Source organism: Streptomyces sp. NPDC025833, from assembly GCF_055558055.1.
In genome coordinates this window covers 297,528-318,275 of record NZ_JBVHNF010000011.1, presented here as the reverse complement: position 1 = coordinate 318,275, position 20,748 = coordinate 297,528, and the positions used below count along the sequence as shown (strand labels likewise).

Here is a 20,748-nt window from a genome sequence, read left to right as displayed (position 1 = left end):
GCCACTTCGGTGCTCCGGGCTGCGGCTCGCCGTTGGTCGGGTTGCGGTGTTCTGGGACGTCAGTCCCAGCAGATGCCTCTCTTGTTACGGATGCGGGGAACTACCGGACCTGCTCAGTGCCAGGTGTTGTCGTTTCCGGAGGTCTGGGTCGGGAGCCGGTAGCCGAATTCCTCCCGGAGCTTCGGGGCGGCCGCATCCGAGCGCATCGACAGCGCGAGGAGCGCGGTCAAGCCGAACGTCCAGATGCCCGCGACGATCACTACAGGCGCGATATCAGTGGTCCGGGGGATGAGAGTGCCGAGTACTCCTGCGCCCAGCAGCGCCCAGACCGTCGTGGCCGCGTGTACTTCGGACGCCTGAGTCGCTGTCGCGGTGATCGCGTGCGCGCGGTCGATGGCGGTCACATCCGTTCCGCCGCGGCGTACCCGCACGAGGGTGCGTCGCAGTCGCCGGACCCGGAGCACCGAGATGCAGGGGACGAGGAGCAGGCACAGGAGGCCGAGTCCGGCGCCGCCCAGCTGCACCTGCTTCCAGATGGGAGCCGTGGGCGAGAGCGAGGGGCTCATCACGGCGAGCACGGCGATGACAAGGCTCGCGAGCACAGGGATGCTCGCGCGGTCGAGGTCGATGGCCTCGGCGCGGTCTCGGGCCTTGACCTGCTGCCGCAGCTTCGTGTCCGCATCGCCGAGGAGGAGCCGCGCGTGGCCCTGTTCGCCCAGGGCCTGTGCGGGAAGGCGCTCGCCCGCCGTGCGACGCCACCTCCGGTCGGCGGCGATCAGAGCGAGGACGAGTGGGACACACAGCACGCCCAGGACGAGCAGAGTCATCGCGATCGCCGGCCAGGCGGACGCGGCGAGCAGGACGCCGGCCGTTGCAAGGAGAAGGGAACCGATGACGACGCTGGTTACGACCGCCGGGAAGAACGGCGTGCGGCTGACGGGGCCACGCACCTCGACCGCGTTCCCCAGCGAGGGGGAGCCCTCGGCCGCCGCATACATGTCCGCGAGCGCCAGTTGCTGGAATGTCAGGCCATAGCCGAGAACGATCAGGAAGACGGCGATACCAAGACTCGCAGCGATGAGGGGGCCGCCGAACACCGGCACGAAGGCCGGTGGGTCGTCGGGAAAGCCGAATCTGCCGATGAGCGCGAGGACGGGAAGCAGACCGAACAGCGCCCCGCAGCCCGCAGCGGCCGCGCCCGACACGCGCACCAGGCTGCCGGTGATCAGGACACCGCGGGTAGGCGGCAGCTCGACGCCGCGGTCGCGCCGCTCATCGCCCAGAGGGCCCCGGTTCGCTCTCACGATTCCAGATTCTCACGGCCTGCGGCCGGCCGGGACCCTGCAAGTTCCTGTCCCAGGCAGCGCCCCCGCGGCCTTCTCCTCGCTGCCCTGCTCCTGCCAGACCAACTCCACGTAGTCGCAGGCCCGCAGGAACTGCTCCGGGGCGAGCCGGGTCTTCGGCGACGTCGTCTCCATGACGGCTCCTTGCTGTTCGCTGGCCGGGTGCCCGCTGCGCCCGGCCGGTCGCCCTCCGGTGCGCGCCCGGCTCTGTGGACAGAGACCGCGCTCCGGGACGCGATGCGGGTATGACTCCGGTCACGGACAAATTCCGATTGCAAGGGGCGCTCAAGGAGGAATCGGGCGCAGGTTGTCGGTGGTCATCAGACCGCGGTCAGGGGTGCTTCCTCACGGTGGCCCCGGCCCGTGCGCACAGCCGCACGCGGGCCGGACGATCGCCGACCCGGCCGCGTACGGCCGGAGAAACCCGAGGGAACGATGACTACCGCACCCGAACCGCACACTCCGCCGGCCCCGGCGGCCACCGCTGCGACGGCGGGCCCTACGACAAGCCCCGCGACAAGCCCCGCTCCCAGCCCTGCAACCTCCAGCCGCCGACTGACGGTTGTTGCCGATCAGATCCCCGATTCGCCTGCTCCGGCCGGTTGCAACTCCCCTTCTCCAAGTACTGATGTACCTGGAAAAGCATCCCGGGCCCGGAAGACCGCGGCGATGAAGGCCGGCGCGGACCTCCGCGGCGAGGTCCTGCTCACCCTCGCTCAACTGCGCCTGGCCACACCCCACCAGCTCAAAGCACTGCTGCTGCCCCATCAGCAGGACACCGACCACGTCCGCCGCGCGCTGTGCAACCTGCTCGCCGAATCCCCGGCCCTGGTCAGCCGGACCCACCGCGCCCAGCAGAGCTACTGGTACTGCACCCCGGCGGGTCTCGCCGAAGCCGCCGCCTCCGGTGAGCTCGCGCCGACGACCGGCCGGACCACGGGCAAGCGCATCGCGGTCAGCAAGACGGCCCTGCGGGAGTACGGCCTCGCCCTGGTCGACACCGTCATCGCCTTCCACCAGGCGGAGGTGGCCGACCACGCCGACTGGCGGGTGGAAGTTCGCCACCCCACCCCGGCCGGGAACCTCCTGCCCGACGCCGTGGCGCTCCTGGCCGACGGCTCCAGCGCCTTCGTGGAGATCGACCGCACCATGTCCTACGCCCGCCTGCTCGCCAAGCTGGAGCGCTACGACGCCTACCGCGCACCGAGGACGGCCGGCTGCGCCGTTCTGACCGTCCACCTCCCACCCGCCCACGCCTGACGGCTCCTCGACGCCCCACCGTGCGGGTGCCGACGAGCAGCAGTTGCGCGCGCTCACCGCCGGGGGTCTCGGCGAGGTCTACTTCCGCAGCAGCGGCCGCCGCGCGGGCGGCCTGGAGGTGGAGCTCACCGACATCGACTACCTCGACCTCGGTCTGTAGAGCGGGCCGGTCGGCCGGTGCCTGGGCGGTGCTGCCGGCCCATCAGGCGTAGGGCCGTGCCCGCGGTGGAGTTGGCGGCGGGTCCGGTGCCCAGCGGGCGGCGGTCGGTCATCGCCCGATCCTCGCGGTACGGCCAGAGTTCTTCTCCACTGCCCCGTCGAGGCCGCGGACCGGGTGCGCCGTGCACTGTGACGCGCTTGGCCCGCCGTGTCCGTGTGGTTTTGCGCGTCGTGCCCGTCCGCGGGGGCCGGAAGGGTGCGGCGGGCCGCCGTGACGAGTGCCCGGACGGGTGGGTTGGGGTGTTGGTGAGGGGTGGACTCCGCGTGCGGCGGTCCCGATTGTCGGAGGGGGCGTGTACCCTTCGCCAGCTCATTGTCGGAGGAAGCAGAAGTGGTTTTGCACAACGGTGAACCCCTGGCAAATCACCCGAAGATGACCGGCCGCATGTGCGAGTGTTCACCCAAACCGATGTGATGTCGCTCACGCCTCACAGCGGGAAAATCGGGAACTACCAGCGCCTTTTCCTAGCCGGCCCGCATGAAGGGCGGCAAGTGGCATCTGGGTACTCGTCCCACACGGCGGTAAGGCAAGGCATAGTGGGGGACATCGCCGCCGACATGTGTGACGAGCATCACGAAAGCGTGTTGCTTGTTGCGTACATGTCGGTAGCCGCACGACCGGGCCAAGGAAAGAGCCCCACCTGACGCCGGCCAAAGCATCCCGGTAGGGCTCTTCCTCGCACACCGCGTGCAACGCGGCCGACCTGTCGGTCGGTCAGGCCCCGGCCCTCGGGCCGGGGCTTTCCGCTACCAGGGCCAGTTCAACGCGATCTCGTAGACCGCGCGGACCACAAACCCCAGCCACCGGGCGGCCCGCTCGGGCCGTTCCCGCTTGCTGCAACAACGGCAGTGCCCCTCAGACTCATCCAACTCGGTCATCGGGACCCATCACCACCCCTGCTCCTCAGGAGCTGCGGATTTCGCAGCACCGCGAGGCCCACGGCCTACGTGGACCCCGCGCGGAGACCCACGCGATAGGCCCTGGGGGTAAGAGGTGAGGCGACTTTACCGGAGCGGAACCGCTCCCGTTCCCCGCCAACTACTGCACTAGCAAAAGCGAATTGTCACTCTGTGCCATGCCGAGCGGTCGCATGGCGGCCGGACCCCGAAGCTCAGCGGCCCCTCAAGGCCCCTAGCTGCGTGATGATGTGACAGTACGTCTGATACGCGGTGCCAGTTCCCGACGCCAGCGTGCTGAAGATCACACGGAAACGGCCGTAGCGAGTGAACCTGCGAGTCCCGCGCCGCTGAACACGACGCCAGAATGATCCATTCGCAATTGCATCGAGTTGTGCGCTCTGCCTGCCCTTCGGCGCCTATTCCGCCTGCATCCGGAATCAGTAATTCCAGGTTGCGGGGCCGTACCGGCGGCGGACCGGCACAACCCCGCCCGCGCAGACTAGCGGCCGGCAGACGCCATTGGCGGCGCTACCGCAGACGAAATCCGTCGCGTGCACACGTCATCACCGAGCACCGGCTACACCACACCACCATCGCACCCGCGCCTCGACGTCGGCCTGTGGAGCGGGGCTCCGGGACTGCGCGGCCGAGGCGGCGGCCGCCTCTGGCCCGGGTGGGGTGTGGCTGCCCTGGGTCAGGGGCTGCTGCCAGGGGTTAGGGGGTTCGCGGAGGAGTGCGGCGAGGCCAGTGGCTGTGGCGGCGGGCAGAGAACGGCCGTCCGCCCCGGGGGAGTGCCCGGGGGACCGGCCCGTCTCCGGGAGGCCCGCAGCCCAGAAGGCGGGGATTGCCGAACGCCGGCGCCGTGGCTGCAGGGGCGCCCCGGCCAAGCGGTGAGCACCGAGGTTGTGCGGCTGGCACCGTTCGATCAGGCGTCCGGTCACCCGGCCCGCTGGGTTGTCTCCCCGGCCTGGGCGGGTACCGCGGGCAGGGGGGCGGTGCAGGAGGCGCAGCGTCGGGCCTGGGCCGGGACGGGGCTGAGGCACTCGGGGCAGTCTCGCTTGGGGGCTTGGACGTCGTGGTGGGGAGCGAGGCGCTCGTGCAGCTTGTTGATCGGGAGTACGACGAGGAAGTACAGGGCGCTGGCGATGAGCAGGAAGCTGATCGCTGCGTTGATGAAGGCTCCGTAGGGGAACTTGATGGCCCCTACGGTGAAGGTCTTGCGGGCCATGTCGCCGGTGGCACCGGTTGCCAGCCCCACGAGCGGGGTCAGAAAGGCGCTGACGAAGCCGTTGACGACGGCGGTGAACGCCGCTCCGATGACGATGCCGACTGCCAGGTCGACCACATTGCCGCGCAGGATGAAACTGCGGAAGCCCTTCACTTTTTCACCCCTTCAAGGCCCAAGATCGGCGGGCGGCACCCCGGTTCCTCACCCCGGATGCCCTGCCACGTCTCACCCATGCCTGCTGGGTGGCGGCACCACGGCCACCGCCGGCTCGCCGAGGCCATCCTCTGCATCGGTGTCGTCCGTGTCACCCAGCTCGGGCCCGTGGGCCGTACGGTCCCTCCTGGCCGGGCAGCGCAACCCAGGCCGGCGCGCCCTCGGTGCGGTGCCTGCCTTAGAGCCCACTCTTTCTCCTCGCTGACCGGCCGGGAAGGCCGACGGCAATATGCGATCGACTGCGCAAGTGCTGGCCATAGGCGGACCCGCCGGGCTCGTCGAGCCCGGTGGGCCTGCTTGTAGGGACGCGGCATGGGCTCGACCATCGGGCATCGGCCGCACAGTGCGCGGCGTCATTGCTTGTGTGGTGCCACGACCTTGCTGATCACCGTGCTTTTATGCGCCACCCGATGCGGGACTCTGCCGGTACCTCCCCGTTGACGTGTCGGGCTCGGGTCAGTCGGGCGGGTCGACCTGTGATTGGAGTTGCTGCCAGCAGCGGTGGACGTGCTGCTCAGCCTCTCGTACGGCGGAGGAGCCGTGGTCGGGAAGCGCGGCCGGAGACGATGGGGCCTTGTACGTGTCCGCGTGGGGTGTGCTGCGGTGACGCGGCGGGTGAACAGCGCAGGCGTGTTGTGTTCGGCCGCTCTGGTGGAGGACTGCTGCCCGGGCGACCAGGATGGCGGCGATGACTGCTGCGGCGGTCAGCGCGGCGGCCGCGTGCTGATCGGACATGGCTGTGAGCGTCCTTCGTACGGGTGGTGGTCCGGATGCGGGAGGGCCGGTATCCGTGTCGTACCAGCCCTCCCGTCTCTTCGTGCGCGTCAGCCGGGCCAGGTCCCGGTAAAGCGGCGACCGACGGTGGCGCCGGCGCGGTCGACGGCCGCCTTGACTCCGGCGAAGATTGCGCCCTGGATCGTGGCGGCGAGCAGCACCTCGCGTCAGGAGCGGTCTTCGTCGGTGGCGTCCGGGGCGTCCGGGGCGTCCTCGTCGTGGCCGAATATCTTCCGCGTCTGCTTGAACAGCGCTCCCGCGGCCATGCCGCTGACCGCCCTGAGCGTGAGACCGACCGGCTTGTAAGCGATCCTCGATGCCTTCACCCGGCTCATCCCTTCCGGCGGCGGCAGGTCAGCCACGCCACGGCGGCCACACCCGCCGCGAGCAGCACCGTGCGGTTGCCCCGCGCCGACTGCGCTCCCTGGGCAGTCCTCTGACGCACCGGCTCGGGTACCTTCTCCTGCCACAGCTGACCGGCCTGAGCAGTCCTGGCCCGGGCCTGCCCGGCCACCTGGGCGACCTTGTCCCTGACAGGCTCGGGCAGCCGCTCCTGCGCCTGGTGAGCCAGTTCAGCGGCCTTCGCCTTCAGTTCTCCGGTCTTGAGAGCGGCTTGTTCCTTCAACTCGGCGGCCTTCGCGGCGGCCTGCTCCTTCAACTCGGCGGCCTTGTCCTGGGCGCGCGCCTTGACGTCGGTCTTCGCCGCGAGCGCCTCGACCGTCTCTCCGAGCTCGCTGCGGGTCTGCTCGACCTGCTCGCGCAGTGCCTGGAGGCTGGAGGCGGTGGACTCGTCCTGGGGCGGCTGGGTCATCGGTGTGCGCTCTCCTTGATCTCGGCCACGTTGGCCTGCACGTTCTCGAGCGTCCGCTCTGTCGTGGGTGGCGCGGCCTGGTCGACCTGCTTCTTTCCACTCATGGCCAGCACCGCGGCGATCACACCCAACAGCGGCGTGCCAGCCCTCAGGGACCGGGCCGGGTTGGGGCGTCTGGTCGTCGGCCGACTGGACGGTCATGGCAGACGGCCCTCTGGCCTGCTCCTTCGAACCGGCGGCCTGGGGATCGTTGCCCGCGGCGCCACCTGTCCGCCATCCGCCGCGGCCTGCTGTGCTGGATGGGCGGTCCGGTCCATTGCGCCAGGAGGGGTGGTGCTCGTTCATGCCGCGGCGCAGCGGGCATACGGGGAGGCATGCGTTCAGTCGGCCGGCAGGCACGGCAGCATGTGCGGGCGCCTGCGGCCCTACGGCTCGGAGGTTGACCATGCATCTGGCTGAGCTGCTCGCGGATGCGATGCGCCGGCATCACCTGAGTGCCGAGGCGCTCGCCTACGCCACCGGAATCCGCACCCCACGGATCCGAGCGTTCATCGAAGACGGGAGCGAAGGCCCTGTTCGCCCGACGTCCAAAGAGGTCACAGAACTGGCTACGGCACTGGCCCTGCCGCTGGATGAGGTACTCCAGGTAAGCCAGGAACGCTGTGCTGTAACCACTGTCGGCCGCTGAGCGGGACACATCAGCCAGTTGACCCCACACTCCGGCTGGCGGTTCAGTGCGTGAGGTACCCGGACGAGGGCATGTGCGGCGCCTGCGTTGCGGGCCCATTCCCTCATGACGTGGAACTGCTCGGTGGGGCGCTGCTGTTCGCCGTGCAGGGCGTTGAGAATCACCAGGCCGCCCGTGAGCGGGGGTACGGCCCACTGCATGCGGACCAGGTGCCACTGCGCCCTGTCGGTGTCGATGGGGTGCTTGGCGGCCTGTTCGGCATCCTGCGGGTCGGAGGAAGCTGCAAGCTGGATCTTTCTGCCCAGTACGCGGCTGTACGCGGTGGCTGCGAGGGCGGCGCCGGTCAGGACCGTACGGGAGTCCACTTCGCCCAGCCGGAGCCGGCGATCCTCGCAGTGGTCACCCAGGTGCCTCCCTCGTCGCGAGCCGCACCGTTCAGCCGACCGCGCCCATGAGGGAGCCGACGAATCAGGAGGCCGGCCCGACATCGTGCAGGCTGCGCAGCACTCCGTAGCTGACCACTCGCGGTGTTGGAGACGCGACCAGGTATCCGCCGAAGTTTTCCGCCGCACCATGCGAGCCCAGCGGGGCGGTTCCCCATTGTCCCGGGACACCAATCCGCGGGCCCGGACATGGTGCGCCCAGGCTCCGCCACCGATGGGTTCTCGACCGCTGCTGACCTGGTGTGGCGTCAGGAAGCACCCTGCCGCGGCATGGCATGGCCGTGGTGAAAGCGCGTCGCTGGCTCTTCTCGGGGGTACCGGCACCTGCTGGCCCTGTCGGTGGAACTGCTGCCCGAGCCGACCCTGCGCTTTGTGATCGGTCTGCTGGTCAGACTGATACGCCCGCAAGCATCCCCGCGCCGACGTCGCCGCGAAGATCGACGACGCCGTACGGAAGCGGTGGCAGCCGCTCGTGCGCAAGCGCCGGCGGAAGCAGGCGGCCACCAGCACCGGGATCACGGTGGAGACCCGGGCCCGGTTCGGGTACACCGCGCCGGTCGGCACACGCGCGCATCGCATCGGCCGGCCAGCTGTCCGCCATCTACTGGATCAACCGACCGTGCGCCACCTATCCGTCCTGGACATCGACTGGCTCGGATAGCCCCCTCAACCCCGACGGCCCCGACCGCGCCCGGCGCACCGGACTCAGGACGAACCAGCCTGCTCGCCGCCGCGGGGCCTCACCGCGGTCAAAGTGTGCGCCACCGGCCGCTCCTGTCTGAGGGCCTCCCATCCCTGCGCGGGGCGAGCGAGCGCGGAGATCCCTCACGGGCTTGTCGGCCCGCTTCCGGTGCGGCCACCGACGGCAGACGCACCCCGTCGTGCCGGCAGCGCGGGGATTACTGCCATCGAGGCGTCGGCGTACCGAAAAGCGGCCCCGGAACCCGCGACCAGGGCGGCACCCTGGATCTGCACGAGGACAACGGCCAGATCGTCCTGCGCGAAGTCGGCCTCTTCGACGCCTTCCTCGCCGCATGCCGCCCCGAGGGCCAGCAAATGCGGCAGATAGCCCTGGACGGCACCGTCCTGTTCGGCCACGCCCCGGACGAAGGCGATCTCTTGAAGCCCGAGATCGATCGCGGCCACCTGCGCGACCTGCTCCTGGACTCCCTCACGCCGGGCACCGTCCGGTGGGGCCACACGCTGGCCGCGGTCGACGGCCCCCCCGTCCGGCCCCCGGCACCTGCACTTCACTGACGGCACCACCATCGAAGCCGACCTGGTCATCGGCGCAGACGGGGCCTGGTCCAAGGTGCGCCGCGGCGCCACCGCGACTCCCTGATCCCCACCGGCTGATCCGTCCGGTCCTCAGGGCCCCTGCGGCCGGGGAATCGGCGATCACAGGCCTTGCCATGGGGCAGCGGCACCGCGTCACCCACGCCAAGAGGTAGGGGGGGGCGCTGCCGTCGGGCGGTAGCCAGCGGTGGCCCTTGAGGAGGACGCAGAAGCCCGCGCCGTCGTACGGGTCCAGTCGCGCGCACCAGCTCCCGCTTATCCGCAGCCGGTGGGACCACGGGTGCCCGAGGTGCACGGCAGAGAGAGCGCATCGATCACCACATCCATCCAGACTGTCGTATGAAAGATGAGCCGCATTCGTATTTTCTTGAGCTGGATGCATATTGAGACGATCGTTCGACCTTCCTTAAGGTCGATCGTGTGACGAACGAGAATGAGAGTGCGCAGAGCATGGTGCTGGGGGACGTCGAGGTCATCCGGGTTGTTGAGTGGCACGGACCGTTCCTGCCTGCCTCCGGCATGTTCCCGGGAGTTGCCGCCGATGTGTGGAAGGACAACCGGGACTGGCTGGTACCGGACCACTGGGAGCCGGACAGCGACTTGGTGGTGCTTGCTCTGCAGAGCTGGGTGCTGCGCAGCGCGGGCCGGACCGTTCTCATCGACACCGGAGCGGGGAACGGGCGCGAGCGACCGGGCATGGGGCCGTTCCACCACTCCCGAAGTGATCTCCTCGGCCTCTTGGCTAGGGCCGGCGTCCGCCCGCAGGATGTCGACGTCGTCGTCAACACCCATCTCCACGTCGATCACGTCGGCTGGAACACCGTCGACGAGGACGGGCAGTGGGTACCGGCGTTCCCCAACGCCCAATACCTCATTCCGGCCGCCGACGACTTCCACTACGGTCCGGATAACGCGTACGGGAACGGCGCGCGGGAGGTCGACCGCCTCATATACGAAGACAGCATCGCGCCCATCCACCAGGCCGGACAGGCCGTGCTGTGGGACGGCCTCCACCGGATCGACGAACACCTCACCCTGGAGTCCGCACCCGGTCACACTCCCGGCTCATCCGTACTGCGGCTCGCTTCCGGCAGCGACCGGGCCGTCTTCGTCGGAGATCTGCTGCACAGCCCGGTGCAGATCCTTGAGCCCTGCTGCAACAGCAACGCCTGCCTGGCCCCGGAACAAGCGGTGACCAGTCGCCGTCGGATTCTGGGGAGGGCGGCTGATGAACGGGAGTTGCTCGTTCCCGCGCACTTCGGTGGCGCGAGTGCCCTGGAAGTACGACGGGACAGTGACAGGTTCGCACTCGGCCCATGGGCGACGATGGGCCGGAAGAAGAGTGCGTCCGCCTTCGAATGAGCCGTGGCCTCACCCGCCCACCGCCCCACCGCCTCCGAAACCCTCGACGCCCAGGCGGACGGCGCGACCGTCGCCACCTGCGTCAGCCCGGGAGTCCACGGCTGAGCCGGGTGCATCGGCATCCGGCACGGAACCACCCTGGAAGAGGCGGGGCGGCTGTGCCATGTCACCGTTGCGCCCGTCATGGCTGGCCCTCACACCGCGTCCGGCGAGCAGAGTCGCGTACCTTGCTCGCCGCCACGCCACGGTCGGGGCACCAGGTCCGGGGGAGCGATGACCACACAACCCGCTCCCCTGGGCCGCCTGGCCACGCCTCGAACACGGACCCCACCTGCCGACCGACGACGTCGCGGACCTTGTCGATGAACAGCGGGTCGGTGGACAGCTTGAACGTCTGTGTCCGGTGCGGGGCCAGGGCGAACGCCCGCCAGTCGCACAAGCCGTCCAGTCCCCGCTCGATGAAGCGACGCCGCCAGGTGCGGACCGTGTCCGCAGTGATCCGCAGCCGGCGGGACACCTCCATGATCGAGTGTCCCTCGGGGCCAGCTGATGCTCCTCGCCAGCCTGTGGGCACACAGAAGGCTCCCGGCCTCCGCGGAGCAGCCGCCCACGCCCGATCCGGTCTGGCTGACCGGATCGGGCCTGTGTGCCGGGCCGCTCCCCACGCCGGCTTCAGCACACATTCCGTGATTTACACCCGGGTCACTTGACGTTGACCGCAGACCAGGCCGCCGCGACCGCGTTGTACTCGGCGGAGCCGCTGCCGTACAGGTCCTTGGCCGCGTTGAGGGTGCCGGTGCGGGCGCCCGCGTAGTCGGTGGTGGACGTGAAGTACGTGGTCAGCGCGCGGTACCAGATCGCGATCGCCTTGTCCCGGCCGATGCCGGTGACCGTGGAGCCGTCGTATGTCGGGGAGTTGTAGGACACTCCGTTGATCGTCTTCGCACCGCTGCCCTCGGACAGCAAGTAGAAGAAGTGGTTGGCGACGCCCGACGAGTAGTGCACGTCGAGGTTCTTCACCGAGGACGACCAGTAGTCAGCCGAGCTGCCGTCCTTGGAGGGCTTGTCCTGGTAGCGCAGTGGGCTGCCGTTGCCGCGAAGGTTCAGCTCTTCGCCGATCAGGTAGTCGGGCTTGTCGGTGGACAGGTTGCCCTTCCACTCGACGGCCGTGCCGAGGATGTCGGAAGTGGCCTCGTTCAGGCCGCCGGACTCGCCGGAGTAGTTCAGGCCGGCGGTGGCGCTGGTGACGCCGTGGCTGAACTCGTGGCCGGCCACGTCGAGCGCGGTGAACGGCTTGGCGTTGCTGGTGCCGTCGCCGTAGGTGATGCTGAAGGTCGAGTCGCTCCAGTAGGCGTTGTTGTAGCCGTTGCCGTAGTGGACCTTGCTCAGCTGGCCCTTGCCGTCGTTCTTGATGCCGTTGCGGTTGAAGGTGTCCTTGTAGAAGTCCCAGGTCGTCGCTCCGCCGAACTGCGCGTCGACCCCCACCGTCTGGCGGTTGGACAGGGCGCCGTCGCCCCAGGCGTTGTCGGTGTCGGTGTAGGTGGTGCCGCTGCCGCTGGTCTTGTTGCCCAGGTCGTTGGTGTAGATACCGCCCCGGCTCGGGTCCTTCAGGGTGTAGGTGGTGCCGGAGACTGAAGTGGTGAGCGGGACCGAGCCGACGTAGTAGCCGGTACCGGTGCCGGTGGCCGCAGCGGTGGGCTTGGCCTTTGCGGTCTTCCCGTCCGTCGTGGTGTACCCGGTCGGGGCGAAGGAGGCGATGGTCTCCGTCTGGAACAGGACCGTACCGGTGTGGGCGTCGGTGACGACCAGGCGGTGGCTGGGGGTGCCGTCGGTCTGGGTGCCGTCGACGGCGGTCCGCCAGCCCAGGCGCGGGGAGCCGGACGCGGCGTAGACGACCAGCTCGGGCTTGGCCGCGGTGGCGTCCTTGGCAAGACCCTTGGCGGCGTAGCGTCCTTGGGCGGTCCACGTGCGAGCGGCGGCGAGGGCCTGTGCGCGCGCCTTGTCCGCGGACACCTTCGGCTTGATGCCGGCGAGGTCGATCGCGCCGATGCCGTGCTGGACGGAGCGGATCACGCCGCCGGCGCTCTCGTGGGCGACCAGGTCGCCACCGATGACGGGCAGGCCCTTGTACGTGCGGTGGTAGCGCAGGTGGTGGACGCCGTCGGAGTCGGCAGTCACAGCGACGACCTGCAGCCGCTCATTGGATCCGAGGCCTAGCTTCTCGGCCACGGGGGCGGCCTGGCTCTTGCCGAGCGCAACCTCCTGAGCCGGCGTCAGCCGGACGACGGAGAGCGGTTTGTGGGTGACGGGGGTTCCGTCGGCCGCGAGGGCGACGCTGGTCTGCGCGGCGACGACGAGGGCGGCGGTGAAGGCTATGCCACCAAGGACGGACTTGCTGCTCACAGACGACTCCTTTGCGGGCCACTGATGAGTAGCCCGGTTCGGCCCTTGACGGGGTTCCGTCATGTGGGTGAGTGACCAGAACAGTGACAGCCCGAAAGGTGGCCTGTCAGGTACCCGACAGGCATTCGGCCGATAGAAATAGCTTGCCTTTGCGGCGATTGGAACAAAAGGAAAATTTCACAGAAGTAAAGGCGGCGAACATCCCTAAAAGGGTCCAATAATCGGCCAGTCTGCGCATGAAAGATTGCCGCAATGGTATGGCAACGCTTGCGCAAAGGTGGCAGTTTATGATGCTTCCCTTGCGGCCAGTCAGCCCTTCAACTTGGCCGCTGCTCAGCTCAGTTGGGTGACAGGCAGGTAAAGCCCCTGGTAGATGGGTTTTCGACCAAGAAATCCGTCTCCACCAGAGGCTTGGTGTGCTTGCGCGTTTTTCGCGGTTGGCCGAGCAACGGATCTTGTGGAGGAGTCGCCAGGACTTGAGGGTGGCGACGGCCTGCTCGACCAGGGCTCGGATCTGCGCGTGGGGCCGGTTGACGGCCTTTCGCCCTGCGGAAAGCGTCCCCTGCCGACCCCACTACGGGATGCGGACCGTACTCCCGGCGCGTCCGTGGCCCTTGTCGGCTCAGCAGGTGACGCCGGCCTTGCGCAAGAGCGGCAGTGACGCGGTGTTCACGGACGGCCCGGACATCGGGGCATGCTCGGCGGCGAGCCTTCCTCGCCGAAGGCTCTTCCGCACGCCTGGGCACGCATGCCCGTGCACATGCTGGTGATCACCTTGCGTTCCGTTTCGTCCCGCCTGCTCCGATCAACGTCGAACGGCCTGGCGGCACTCAGACCGCGGGAAGGAGCGGAGAGATTCTTCTCTATGCCTGTTCTCTTTATGCCGTCGTCTTACCGAGGTTTTCGGCTGTCGCTGCTTTTCCCACAGCGCGCCTGCCGCCGCGTCGCGTGATTTGTGCGAGCTCACCCTGAAAAGCCATAGCACCACCCACCTCGTGGAGCCGGATTTCTCGCCGACATGCTCGGCATCAAGTGGGATTAGGTGTCGGCCCGTTGTCGGGCCGGTGGCAGCACTTGACGGCCTGTTGCTCCGCCCGTAAGTTCTCGTGCCCGAGGAGCACCACAACCGAACACGCCGCCATCGATCCTGCGCGGGAGAGCCCGTCCCTTCGGGGACGGCGTCGAAGGAGCAAATCCTCCCCGGAAACTCTCAGGCACCCCTACCGCATAGCGGAGGCGGACTCTGGAAAGCAGACGCCCCACGCGTCTCGCCCACGGTGCAAGCCGCTTCCTTCTACGCGGTGAAGCTCTCAGGCTCATGACAGAGGGGGAGGGCCATCTGGCCGCACGCGCCCGCGCGTGCTCCACCCTCCAGGAGCCTCGATGACTCACCCGTTCCTCACACCCTGGCGTGTCCGCTCTCTCCCGCCACCGGACGCGGGCCCCGGGGCGCCGCGGCATCAGCTGCGGGCACTCACGCCGCCGACCTGCCGTCGGTGAGTCCCGGCGCAACGGCCCGGACACCGGCAACGGCGTGGATGCGCTGATCACGCCGCTCTCAGCCTGCTCTCACGTCGCGTGCAGCCCCGTTCGCAAGGAGCGCCCATGTCCCAGATGTTCCCGTTGTTCTTGTCCTTTCCCGCTGACACGGATCCCGAGTTGTCGGCCGCCGTGGAGAGCGAGGACGACGCACGACTCGCCGCCGAACGGGCCGGAAAGCTGTTCGGCGCAGCGCATTCCCGCGAACGCCGACTCGGGCCCGTCACCGACAATCTCATCGGACACGTCATCGACGACTGCGGCCACATCATCCCGCTGCACCGGCCGGAGGCCCTGCTCGCCCTGGTGCGCCCCTTCCTGGCCGGCTACGACACGAGCGCAGCGTGACCGGACGCGCCGGGCGGCCGCCACGCTCGTGAGCTACTTCTGCCAGCCGACGGTCTCCGGCAGCGGCGTGCCGAATATCGTGGCGCCGACGTTGGCCAGCCCTTTCTTGACGCCGTAGACGGACGGACCGCTGAAGAGGGGCAGGAAGGCGTACTGCGCCAGTTCCTCACGTTCGATGGCGTTGGCGCGGGCGATCTGCTTGGCGGGGTCGGATATCTCGGAGGCGGCGTGGATCTGCTTGTCCAGCTCCGGGGTGCCGGTACCGGTCAGGTTGGAGTCGCTGTCGGTGCCGTAGAACTGGTAGAGGTAGCGCGCGCCGAAGGGGTCCGTGGAACGGTTGCCGGACAGGAAGAGGTCGAAGTCGCGATCGCTGAGGATCTTGGAGAAGTCCGCCTCGTCGGCCTTCTTGATGTCGACGCCGATGCCGACCGGCTTCAGCATCGCGGCGAATGCGTTGGCCGTGGCCTTGTCCAGCGGGTCGTCGCCGAGCAGGGTGTAGCGGACGGTGAGCCTGGTGCCGGCCTTCTCGCGGATGCCGTCCTTGCCGGCCTTCCAGCCGGCGGACTCCAGGGTCTTCCTGGCGTCGCCTGGCGCGTACTTGATCACCGACGAGACGTTGTCCTCGTACCCCTTCTGGAAGCTGTAGAGGAGCGCCGAACCGGGAAGCGGCTCGGAGTAGTCAAGTCCCTGGAACTGAATCTTGGCGATCTGTGTCCGGTCGACGCTCTGCAACAGCGCCTTGCGTACCCGCACGTCCCGAAGGGCGGCGGACTTCGAGTTCACGTACAGCGAGTACTCGAACGGGCTGCCGCCGCGGCGGATTTCCGTGCCGGTGACGCCGCTGACCTGCTTCAGGCCCTCCGCGCTGCCCGTGGTGGCGTAGTCGACCTGGCCGTTCTTGAACGCGTTGGTCGCCGCGGACGAGTCCAGGTTGACGTAGATCCGCTTGTCGAGCTTGCCCTTCTTCCCCCACCATTTCGGGTTCCGGACGAAGGTGAGGTTGCCGCTCTTGGTGTCGAAGGTGCCGACGGTGTACGGACCGGCGCCCCATTCGGGGTGGGCCTTCTTCACGTAGGCGTCGTTGAAGTTGGCAACCGTCGCGGCCTTGGGGTTCAGCAGCGTGGTGAACAGGCTGGACCACCAGGGGTCCACGCCCTTGAAGTCGATGACGGCCTGCTTGTCGTCGGCACCGCGGGTGACCGAGGTGATGCTCCGGTACCCCTCGGTGTTGCTCGCGTTGTAATCCTTGTCGGAGCCGTTGTTGGCCTGCCAGGTGGCCTTGACCGCCCGCCAGTCGATCGGGGTGCCGTCGTTGTAGGCGGCCTTGGGATTGAGGGTGAGGACGACTCGCTGGTTGCCGCCGGTGACACTGACCTTGACGTCGCTGAGGTAGTCCGGGTTGTACTGCACGTCGCCGGTGGGGGAGTAGGTGATGACATCGGGGTTGTACCAGAACCACACCCGGGTGGCGGTGAGGGTGGCATTGGCGTTGAACGGGTTGCCCTGGTCGTCGAAGGTCCCGGGCGTGGTATAGGTCCCTCCGTCCTTGATGTTGTCGTAGGGCTGGGGGTTGTAGTCGACCTTCGCCGACGCCACGGCGGGGGTCGCGCCCTTGGCCGACCCTCCGGCGTCCGGCGCGTCGGCACCGGAGGAACTGCAGGCGGTGGCCGTCAGGGCGAGGGCCAGGGTGAGTACGGAGGCCGGGGCGGTTCTCGGTCGCATGGCGAGTGGATCCATTTCTTCGTGGGGGTGGGACGCCGCACGGCGCGGCGGCGCTGCGGAACAGAGGTCGCGAGGGCGGTCAGCGGGCGTGACAGGCGGAGCGGTGGCCGGAGCCGGACCCCGTGGGGTGCAGGGCCGGACGCTCGGTACGGCACCGCTGCCGCAGTCCGTCGTCGAGCAACCGGTGCAGCGGACACCGGTCGACGAAGACACACCCCTGCGGCAGGCGCGACGCACTGGGCTGCTCGCCCTCCAGCACGATGTGCTCGCGGGCGCGCTCCAGTTGCGGATCGGGTACCGGGATCGCGGACAGCAGGGCCTGTGTGTAAGGGTGCCGGGCGTCCGCGAAGAGTTCCTCGGTGTCACCGATCTCCACGATGTGCCCCAGGTACATGACCGCAATCCGGTCGGACACATGGCGCATCACCGCGAGGTCGTGCGCCACGATCAGGTACGCCAGGCCCAGTTCGCGCTGCAGCCGGGCGAGCAGGTTGATGACGCCGGCCTGGACGGACACGTCGAGGGCGGACACCGGTTCGTCCAGGATCACGATCCGCGGCTCGGTCGCCAACGCCCGTGCGATGCCCACGCGTTGACGCTGACCGCCGGAGAGGGCCGCCGGGAAGCGGTCCGCCACCGAGGCGTCCAGCCCTACCAGGGCGAGGAGTTCGCCCACCCGGGTCCGGATCGCCGCCCGATCCGCGCCCACCGCCTGGAGCGGTTCGGCGAGGAGCTGGAAGACGGGCAGGCGCGGGTCGAGCGATCCCATGGGGTCCTGCATGACGATCTGCACGGCGCGCCGTAGTCTCCGCCTCTGCTCGGCGAAGGCCGGGGCGGCGACGTCCGTGCCCGCGATGTCGATCAGACCGTGCTCTGGTCGCCCGAGCCGCATGATCTCCAGCAGGGTGGTGGTCTTTCCGCTTCCGGACTCGCCGACCAGACCGAGGGTCTCGCCGGCTCGCAGTTCGAAGCTGACGTCGCTGACCGCGTGCAGCGTCCCGACCCGGCGTCTGAGGAGGGCTCCCTTGGTGAGCGGGAACGTCTTGGTCAGGCCGGTGACCCGCAGCACCGTCTCGGCGTCGGCGTCGGCGTCGGCGTCGGCGTCGGCATCGGCGTCCGGGCCGGGCTCGGCCTGCCCTTCGGCCTCCGCCGCCTGCGGGTAGAGCCTGTCGGCCGCCCATGTGCCTTCGGCCAACTCGTCGGCGCGCAGGCAGGCCACCTGCCCGTGCCCGGGGACCGTGGTCAGCTCCGGTTCGTGCGTGCGGCAGGACCCGACAGCCGCGGGACAGCGGTTTGCGAAGGAGCATCCTGCCGGGAGCTCTATCAGTGACGGTGGTTCACCCGCGATCGGCACCAGCGGGCGGCCCGCCCGCGCCTCCGGCCGGGGGACCGCCCCAAGGAGTCCGATGGTGTACGGCATGGTCGGCCGCGCGAACAGCTCCCGGGCGCTCGCCTGTTCCACGATCCGGCCCGCGTACATCACGGCGACGTCGTCGGCGTATCCGGCGACCACCCCCAGATCGTGGGTGATCAGCACCAAGGCCGCACCGGTCTCGGCCTGGGCCGTTCGTAGGACGCCGAGGATCTGTGCCTGCACCGTCACGTCGAGGGCGGTGGTCGGCTCGTCGGCGACGATGACCGACGGCGAGTTCGCCATCGCCAGGGCGATGACCACGCGTTGGCGCATGCCGCCGGAGAACTCGTGCGGGAACGACCGCGCGTTGCGCCGTGGGTCCGGGATGCCAACCAGGTCCAGGAGTTCGACCGCGCGGGTCCACGCGGCCTGCTTCGTGAGCTTCTGATGGACGCGCAGAGCGTCGGACAGCTGACGGCCGACGGAGAAGATGGGGGTCAGCGCGGACAGCGGATCCTGGAAGACCATGCCGATGTCGTTGCCGCGTACGGCGGACAGCCGTCGGTCGTCGAGCCCGACCAGGTCACGGCCGCCCAGCAGCACTCGGCCCGACACGTTCGCGGACCCGGGCAACAGTCCCATGATGCCCATCGCCGTCGCGGACTTGCCCGATCCGGACTCGCCCACGATGCCCAGCGTGCGCCCGCGGTGGACGTCGAAGCTGACGTCCCGTACGGCTCGTACCGGACCGGCCTCGGAGGGGAAGGAGACGTTCAGGTCCCGCACCGACAGCACCGGCGTCGGCGTGGCGGGTTCCGCTTGCGGATGCGTGCCTGGGGCCGTCAGCGTCATCGCCGGCCCCCCGCGGCGCCGGTGACGGACGTCGGGTCGAGCGCGTCCCGCAGCCCGTCCCCGATCAGGGTCATGGACACCGTCAGCAGCACCACCAGGGCGGCCGGGTAGCCGAACAGCCACGGCGCGCTGGTGATCGTGCCGGAGCCGTCGGCGAGCATCGTGCCCAGCGACACGTCCGGGGGCTGCACTCCGAAGCCGAGGAAGGACAGGGCGGTCTCACTGAGCACGGTGGCGACCACTCCCAGGGTCAGGTTGACGACGAGCAGGGAACCGAGGTTGGGGATGATGTGCCGCAGGACGATCCGCCAGGGCCTCACCCCCATGAACTCCGCGGCCAGGACGTACTCCCTCTCGCGCAGCGAGGTGGAGACCGACCAGACGACCCGTGCCGTGGACATCCAGCCGAACACGGTGAGGACCAGGATGAGCACGCGCCAGTCGCCGGCGAGGTGATGCGAGACCAGGGCCAGGATCAGGAACGACGGCACGACGAGCAGGAAGTGGATGACCATCAGGGTCAGCTTCTCGACACGACCGCCGAAGTACGCGGCCCCCGCACCGATCACCGCGGCGAGCGCGATCGTCAGCACGGAGACACTGACCGCGATCACCAGGGAGCGCTGGAGGCCGTGCACGGCCTCGGCGTAGACATCGTTGCCACCCTGGTTGGTGCCGAAGTAGTGCGTCCCGCCGGGCGGTTGGGTGAGCGCCGTGAAGTCCACGTCGGTGTAGGCGAAGTGCGTGAACAGGCCGCCGAACACGCTGAACAGGACCAGCAGGGCGAAGAACGCCACGCCCAGCAGGGCCGGGCGGTTGCGGGCGAACCTCCGCACGTACAGGCGTCCGCCGCCCGTACCCGGCGATGTGGCGCGGTCCACCGTACGAGGACCGGACGGCTCGGGCAGGGGCGTAACCGTGGTCACCACGTCAGCTCACCCGCACCCGAGGGTCGAGCAGGACGACCGCGACATCGGCCAGGACCGCGCCGACCGCCGTCATGGCGGCTCCGAAGGCCGCGACGGCGACGGCTCCGTGCACGTCGTTCTTCGCGATGGTCTGGACGAAGTACTGACCCATGCCGTTCCATCCGAAGACCGTCTCCGTGATCACCGCGCCGGTGAAGATCGCCGGGATGCTGAAGGCCACTGACGTGGCGGTCGGGATCAGCGAGGCGCGCAGCGCGTGCCGGCGGATCGCCTGGGCGCGTGTCAGGCCGGTGGCGCGGGCGGTGCGCACGTAGTCCGAGTTGATGCTGTCCAACAACAGCGAGCGCTGGGTCAGGTGATAGCCGACGTAGCCCAGCAGCGTCAGGCTCAGCGTCGGCAGGACGAGGTGCTGGAACCGGTCGGCGACGGTCGGCCACAGACCGCTGACCGTGGGGGACTTCTCCCCGGCGACGTAAAGGAAACGCCACCCGAGGTGCTGGTTCAGCCAGATTCCGGCCAGGACGACCGCCAGCGCCGCCACGGCCGTCGGTACGTTGAACAGGAATACAGAGACAAGCTGGCTGACGCGGTCCCACCAGCCGTACTGCCGGGAGGCGGTGAACACGCTGAGTGCCACACCGGCCACCACCGACAGCAGCGTAGCCGCGGTGACCAGCTGGCCACTGACCACGACCCGGAAGCCGATCTCGGAGTTGACCGGCGCGCCGACCGGGGACTTCCCCCAGTCGAAGCGCAGGACCACACCGGTGAACCAGTGCCACCACCGGTCGGCGAGCGGGACCCGTGGGTCCAGGTTGTACGGCGCCAGGGCGCGGCCGATCTGGTCCTCCGTGCGGACGGGGCGCAGCCCGCGGTAGTTGGACCTCGGGTCGAGGAACCACGCGGCCAGCAGGTACGTCGCGTTGGTGGCGACCACGATCATGGCCAGCCATCCCGCGGCCTTGCGTGTCACATGACGGATCACGTGCCCGCCTTACTGCCGGAGGAATGCGTTGCGGCGGGGGTGACCGCACACGGGACCGGCCGGGGTGTGCCGGATCTGA

Annotated in this window: 13 protein-coding genes, 9 pseudogenes and 2 riboswitches; of the genes and pseudogenes, 6 read left to right on the top strand and 16 right to left on the bottom strand. The window is 69.0% G+C overall.

The genetic code is table 11. The annotated features are described in order from the left end of the window. Positions 1-113: 113 nt before the first annotated feature. Positions 114-1,304, bottom strand: coding sequence for a hypothetical protein (locus ACZ4K2_RS21715; RefSeq protein WP_467475599.1), 1,191 nt, complete (start codon positions 1,302-1,304; stop codon positions 114-116). 12 nt (positions 1,305-1,316) lie between these two features. Next, positions 1,317-1,478, bottom strand: coding sequence for a hypothetical protein (locus ACZ4K2_RS21710; protein ID WP_467475598.1), 162 nt, complete (start codon positions 1,476-1,478; stop codon positions 1,317-1,319). A 534-nt stretch (positions 1,479-2,012) separates the two neighbouring features. Between ACZ4K2_RS21710 and ACZ4K2_RS21705 the strand changes: the two genes are divergently transcribed. After that, entirely contained in the window at positions 2,013-2,603 is a 591-nt protein-coding gene (locus ACZ4K2_RS21705; RefSeq protein WP_467475597.1) for a replication-relaxation family protein, read from the top strand. Positions 2,604-4,659: 2,056 nt separating this feature from the next. Here the strand turns inward: ACZ4K2_RS21705 and mscL are convergent. From mscL to ACZ4K2_RS21680, 5 genes and pseudogenes are all read right to left on the bottom strand, one after another. Continuing rightward, complete coding sequence (gene mscL, locus ACZ4K2_RS21700) at positions 4,660-5,103, bottom strand: large conductance mechanosensitive channel protein MscL (RefSeq protein ID WP_467475596.1); 444 nt, start codon at positions 5,101-5,103, stop codon at positions 4,660-4,662. Positions 5,104-5,619: 516 nt separating this feature from the next. After that, entirely contained in the window at positions 5,620-5,898 is a 279-nt protein-coding gene (locus tag ACZ4K2_RS21695) for a hypothetical protein (RefSeq protein WP_467475595.1), read from the bottom strand. An 89-nt stretch (positions 5,899-5,987) separates the two neighbouring features. After that, a pseudogene (locus ACZ4K2_RS21690) lies at positions 5,988-6,263 on the bottom strand (DUF4235 domain-containing protein). A 5-nt stretch (positions 6,264-6,268) separates the two neighbouring features. Continuing rightward, positions 6,269-6,748: a DUF3618 domain-containing protein gene (locus tag ACZ4K2_RS21685; RefSeq protein WP_467475594.1), complete on the bottom strand. Its 480-nt coding sequence runs from the start codon at positions 6,746-6,748 to the stop codon at positions 6,269-6,271. Beyond that, positions 6,745-6,888 (bottom strand): annotated as a pseudogene (locus tag ACZ4K2_RS21680) (phage holin family protein); the annotation flags it as partial. The gene ACZ4K2_RS21685 and the pseudogene ACZ4K2_RS21680, both read right to left, overlap by 4 nt. A 305-nt stretch (positions 6,889-7,193) precedes the next feature. Between ACZ4K2_RS21680 and ACZ4K2_RS21675 the strand changes: the two are divergent. Continuing rightward, positions 7,194-7,436: an XRE family transcriptional regulator gene (locus tag ACZ4K2_RS21675; RefSeq protein ID WP_467475641.1), complete on the top strand. Its 243-nt coding sequence runs from the start codon at positions 7,194-7,196 to the stop codon at positions 7,434-7,436. A gap of 83 nt (positions 7,437-7,519) precedes the next feature. Here ACZ4K2_RS21675 and ACZ4K2_RS21670 read toward each other — a convergent pair. Then, a pseudogene (locus ACZ4K2_RS21670) lies at positions 7,520-7,958 on the bottom strand (hypothetical protein); the annotation flags it as partial. 321 nt (positions 7,959-8,279) lie between these two features. Between ACZ4K2_RS21670 and ACZ4K2_RS21665 the strand changes: the two are divergent. Next, positions 8,280-8,444, top strand: a pseudogene (locus ACZ4K2_RS21665) (telomere-protecting terminal protein Tpg); the annotation flags it as partial. A 285-nt stretch (positions 8,445-8,729) separates the two neighbouring features. Continuing rightward, positions 8,730-9,200, top strand: a pseudogene (locus ACZ4K2_RS21660) (FAD-dependent oxidoreductase); the annotation flags it as partial. 88 nt (positions 9,201-9,288) lie between these two features. On the opposite strand, the pseudogene ACZ4K2_RS21655 reads toward ACZ4K2_RS21660, so the two are convergent. Then, positions 9,289-9,502: pseudogene (locus ACZ4K2_RS21655) on the bottom strand (cupin domain-containing protein); the annotation flags it as partial. 93 nt (positions 9,503-9,595) lie between these two features. Between ACZ4K2_RS21655 and ACZ4K2_RS21650 the strand changes: the two are divergent. Further along, positions 9,596-10,537 carry an MBL fold metallo-hydrolase gene (locus tag ACZ4K2_RS21650; RefSeq protein ID WP_467475593.1) on the top strand — a complete coding sequence of 314 codons (942 nt, stop codon included), beginning with the start codon at positions 9,596-9,598 and terminating at the stop codon, positions 10,535-10,537. Positions 10,538-10,874: 337 nt separating this feature from the next. Here ACZ4K2_RS21650 and ACZ4K2_RS21645 read toward each other — a convergent pair. From ACZ4K2_RS21645 to ACZ4K2_RS21635, 3 genes and pseudogenes are all read right to left on the bottom strand, one after another. Continuing rightward, positions 10,875-11,075: pseudogene (locus ACZ4K2_RS21645) on the bottom strand (helix-turn-helix domain-containing protein); the annotation flags it as partial. Between the two features lie 164 nt (positions 11,076-11,239). Then, on the bottom strand, positions 11,240-12,940 hold the full coding sequence (locus tag ACZ4K2_RS21640; RefSeq protein WP_467475592.1) for a M4 family metallopeptidase: 1,701 nt from the start codon (positions 12,938-12,940) through the stop codon (positions 11,240-11,242). Between the two features lie 433 nt (positions 12,941-13,373). Beyond that, positions 13,374-13,638: pseudogene (locus tag ACZ4K2_RS21635) on the bottom strand (transposase family protein); the annotation flags it as partial. Positions 13,639-14,082: 444 nt separating this feature from the next. Further along, a riboswitch (glycine riboswitch) is annotated at positions 14,083-14,176 on the top strand. Positions 14,177-14,181: 5 nt separating this feature from the next. Further along, positions 14,182-14,267: riboswitch (glycine riboswitch) on the top strand. A 416-nt stretch (positions 14,268-14,683) separates the two neighbouring features. On the opposite strand from ACZ4K2_RS21635, the pseudogene ACZ4K2_RS21630 reads away from it, so the two are divergent. Then, positions 14,684-14,827 (top strand): annotated as a pseudogene (locus ACZ4K2_RS21630) (alpha/beta hydrolase); the annotation flags it as partial. A 33-nt stretch (positions 14,828-14,860) separates the two neighbouring features. Here ACZ4K2_RS21630 and ACZ4K2_RS21625 read toward each other — a convergent pair. The 4 genes from ACZ4K2_RS21625 to ACZ4K2_RS21610 all read right to left on the bottom strand — a co-directional run bounded on the left by ACZ4K2_RS21625 (position 14,861) and on the right by ACZ4K2_RS21610 (position 20,669). After that, positions 14,861-16,549: an ABC transporter family substrate-binding protein gene (locus ACZ4K2_RS21625; RefSeq protein ID WP_467475591.1), complete on the bottom strand. Its 1,689-nt coding sequence runs from the start codon at positions 16,547-16,549 to the stop codon at positions 14,861-14,863. 79 nt (positions 16,550-16,628) lie between these two features. Continuing rightward, positions 16,629-18,755 (bottom strand): dipeptide ABC transporter ATP-binding protein, encoded by a 2,127-nt coding sequence (locus ACZ4K2_RS21620; protein ID WP_467475590.1) that lies wholly within the window; start codon positions 18,753-18,755, stop codon positions 16,629-16,631. Continuing rightward, entirely contained in the window at positions 18,752-19,663 is a 912-nt protein-coding gene (locus tag ACZ4K2_RS21615; protein WP_467475640.1) for an ABC transporter permease, read from the bottom strand. The genes ACZ4K2_RS21620 and ACZ4K2_RS21615 overlap by 4 nt, the downstream gene beginning before the upstream one ends. 22 nt (positions 19,664-19,685) lie before the next feature. Beyond that, a complete protein-coding gene (locus ACZ4K2_RS21610; protein WP_467475589.1) occupies positions 19,686-20,669 on the bottom strand; it encodes an ABC transporter permease in 984 nt (327 codons plus the stop codon). Positions 20,670-20,748 lie beyond the last annotated feature (79 nt).

Excerpts from the sequence above, each read along its gene's own strand:
- ACZ4K2_RS21675 (WP_467475641.1), top strand. The coding sequence starts at position 7,194 with ATGCATCTGGCTGAGCTGCTCGCGGATGCGATGCGCCGGCATCACCTG.
- ACZ4K2_RS21620 (WP_467475590.1), bottom strand. The coding sequence starts at position 18,755 with ATGACGCTGACGGCCCCAGGCACGCATCCGCAAGCGGAACCCGCCACG.
- ACZ4K2_RS21705 (WP_467475597.1), top strand. The coding sequence starts at position 2,013 with ATGAAGGCCGGCGCGGACCTCCGCGGCGAGGTCCTGCTCACCCTCGCT.
- ACZ4K2_RS21710 (WP_467475598.1), bottom strand. The coding sequence starts at position 1,478 with ATGGAGACGACGTCGCCGAAGACCCGGCTCGCCCCGGAGCAGTTCCTG.
- ACZ4K2_RS21685 (WP_467475594.1), bottom strand. The coding sequence starts at position 6,748 with ATGACCCAGCCGCCCCAGGACGAGTCCACCGCCTCCAGCCTCCAGGCA.
- ACZ4K2_RS21695 (WP_467475595.1), bottom strand. The coding sequence starts at position 5,898 with ATGTCCGATCAGCACGCGGCCGCCGCGCTGACCGCCGCAGCAGTCATC.
- ACZ4K2_RS21625 (WP_467475591.1), bottom strand. The coding sequence starts at position 16,549 with ATGCGACCGAGAACCGCCCCGGCCTCCGTACTCACCCTGGCCCTCGCC.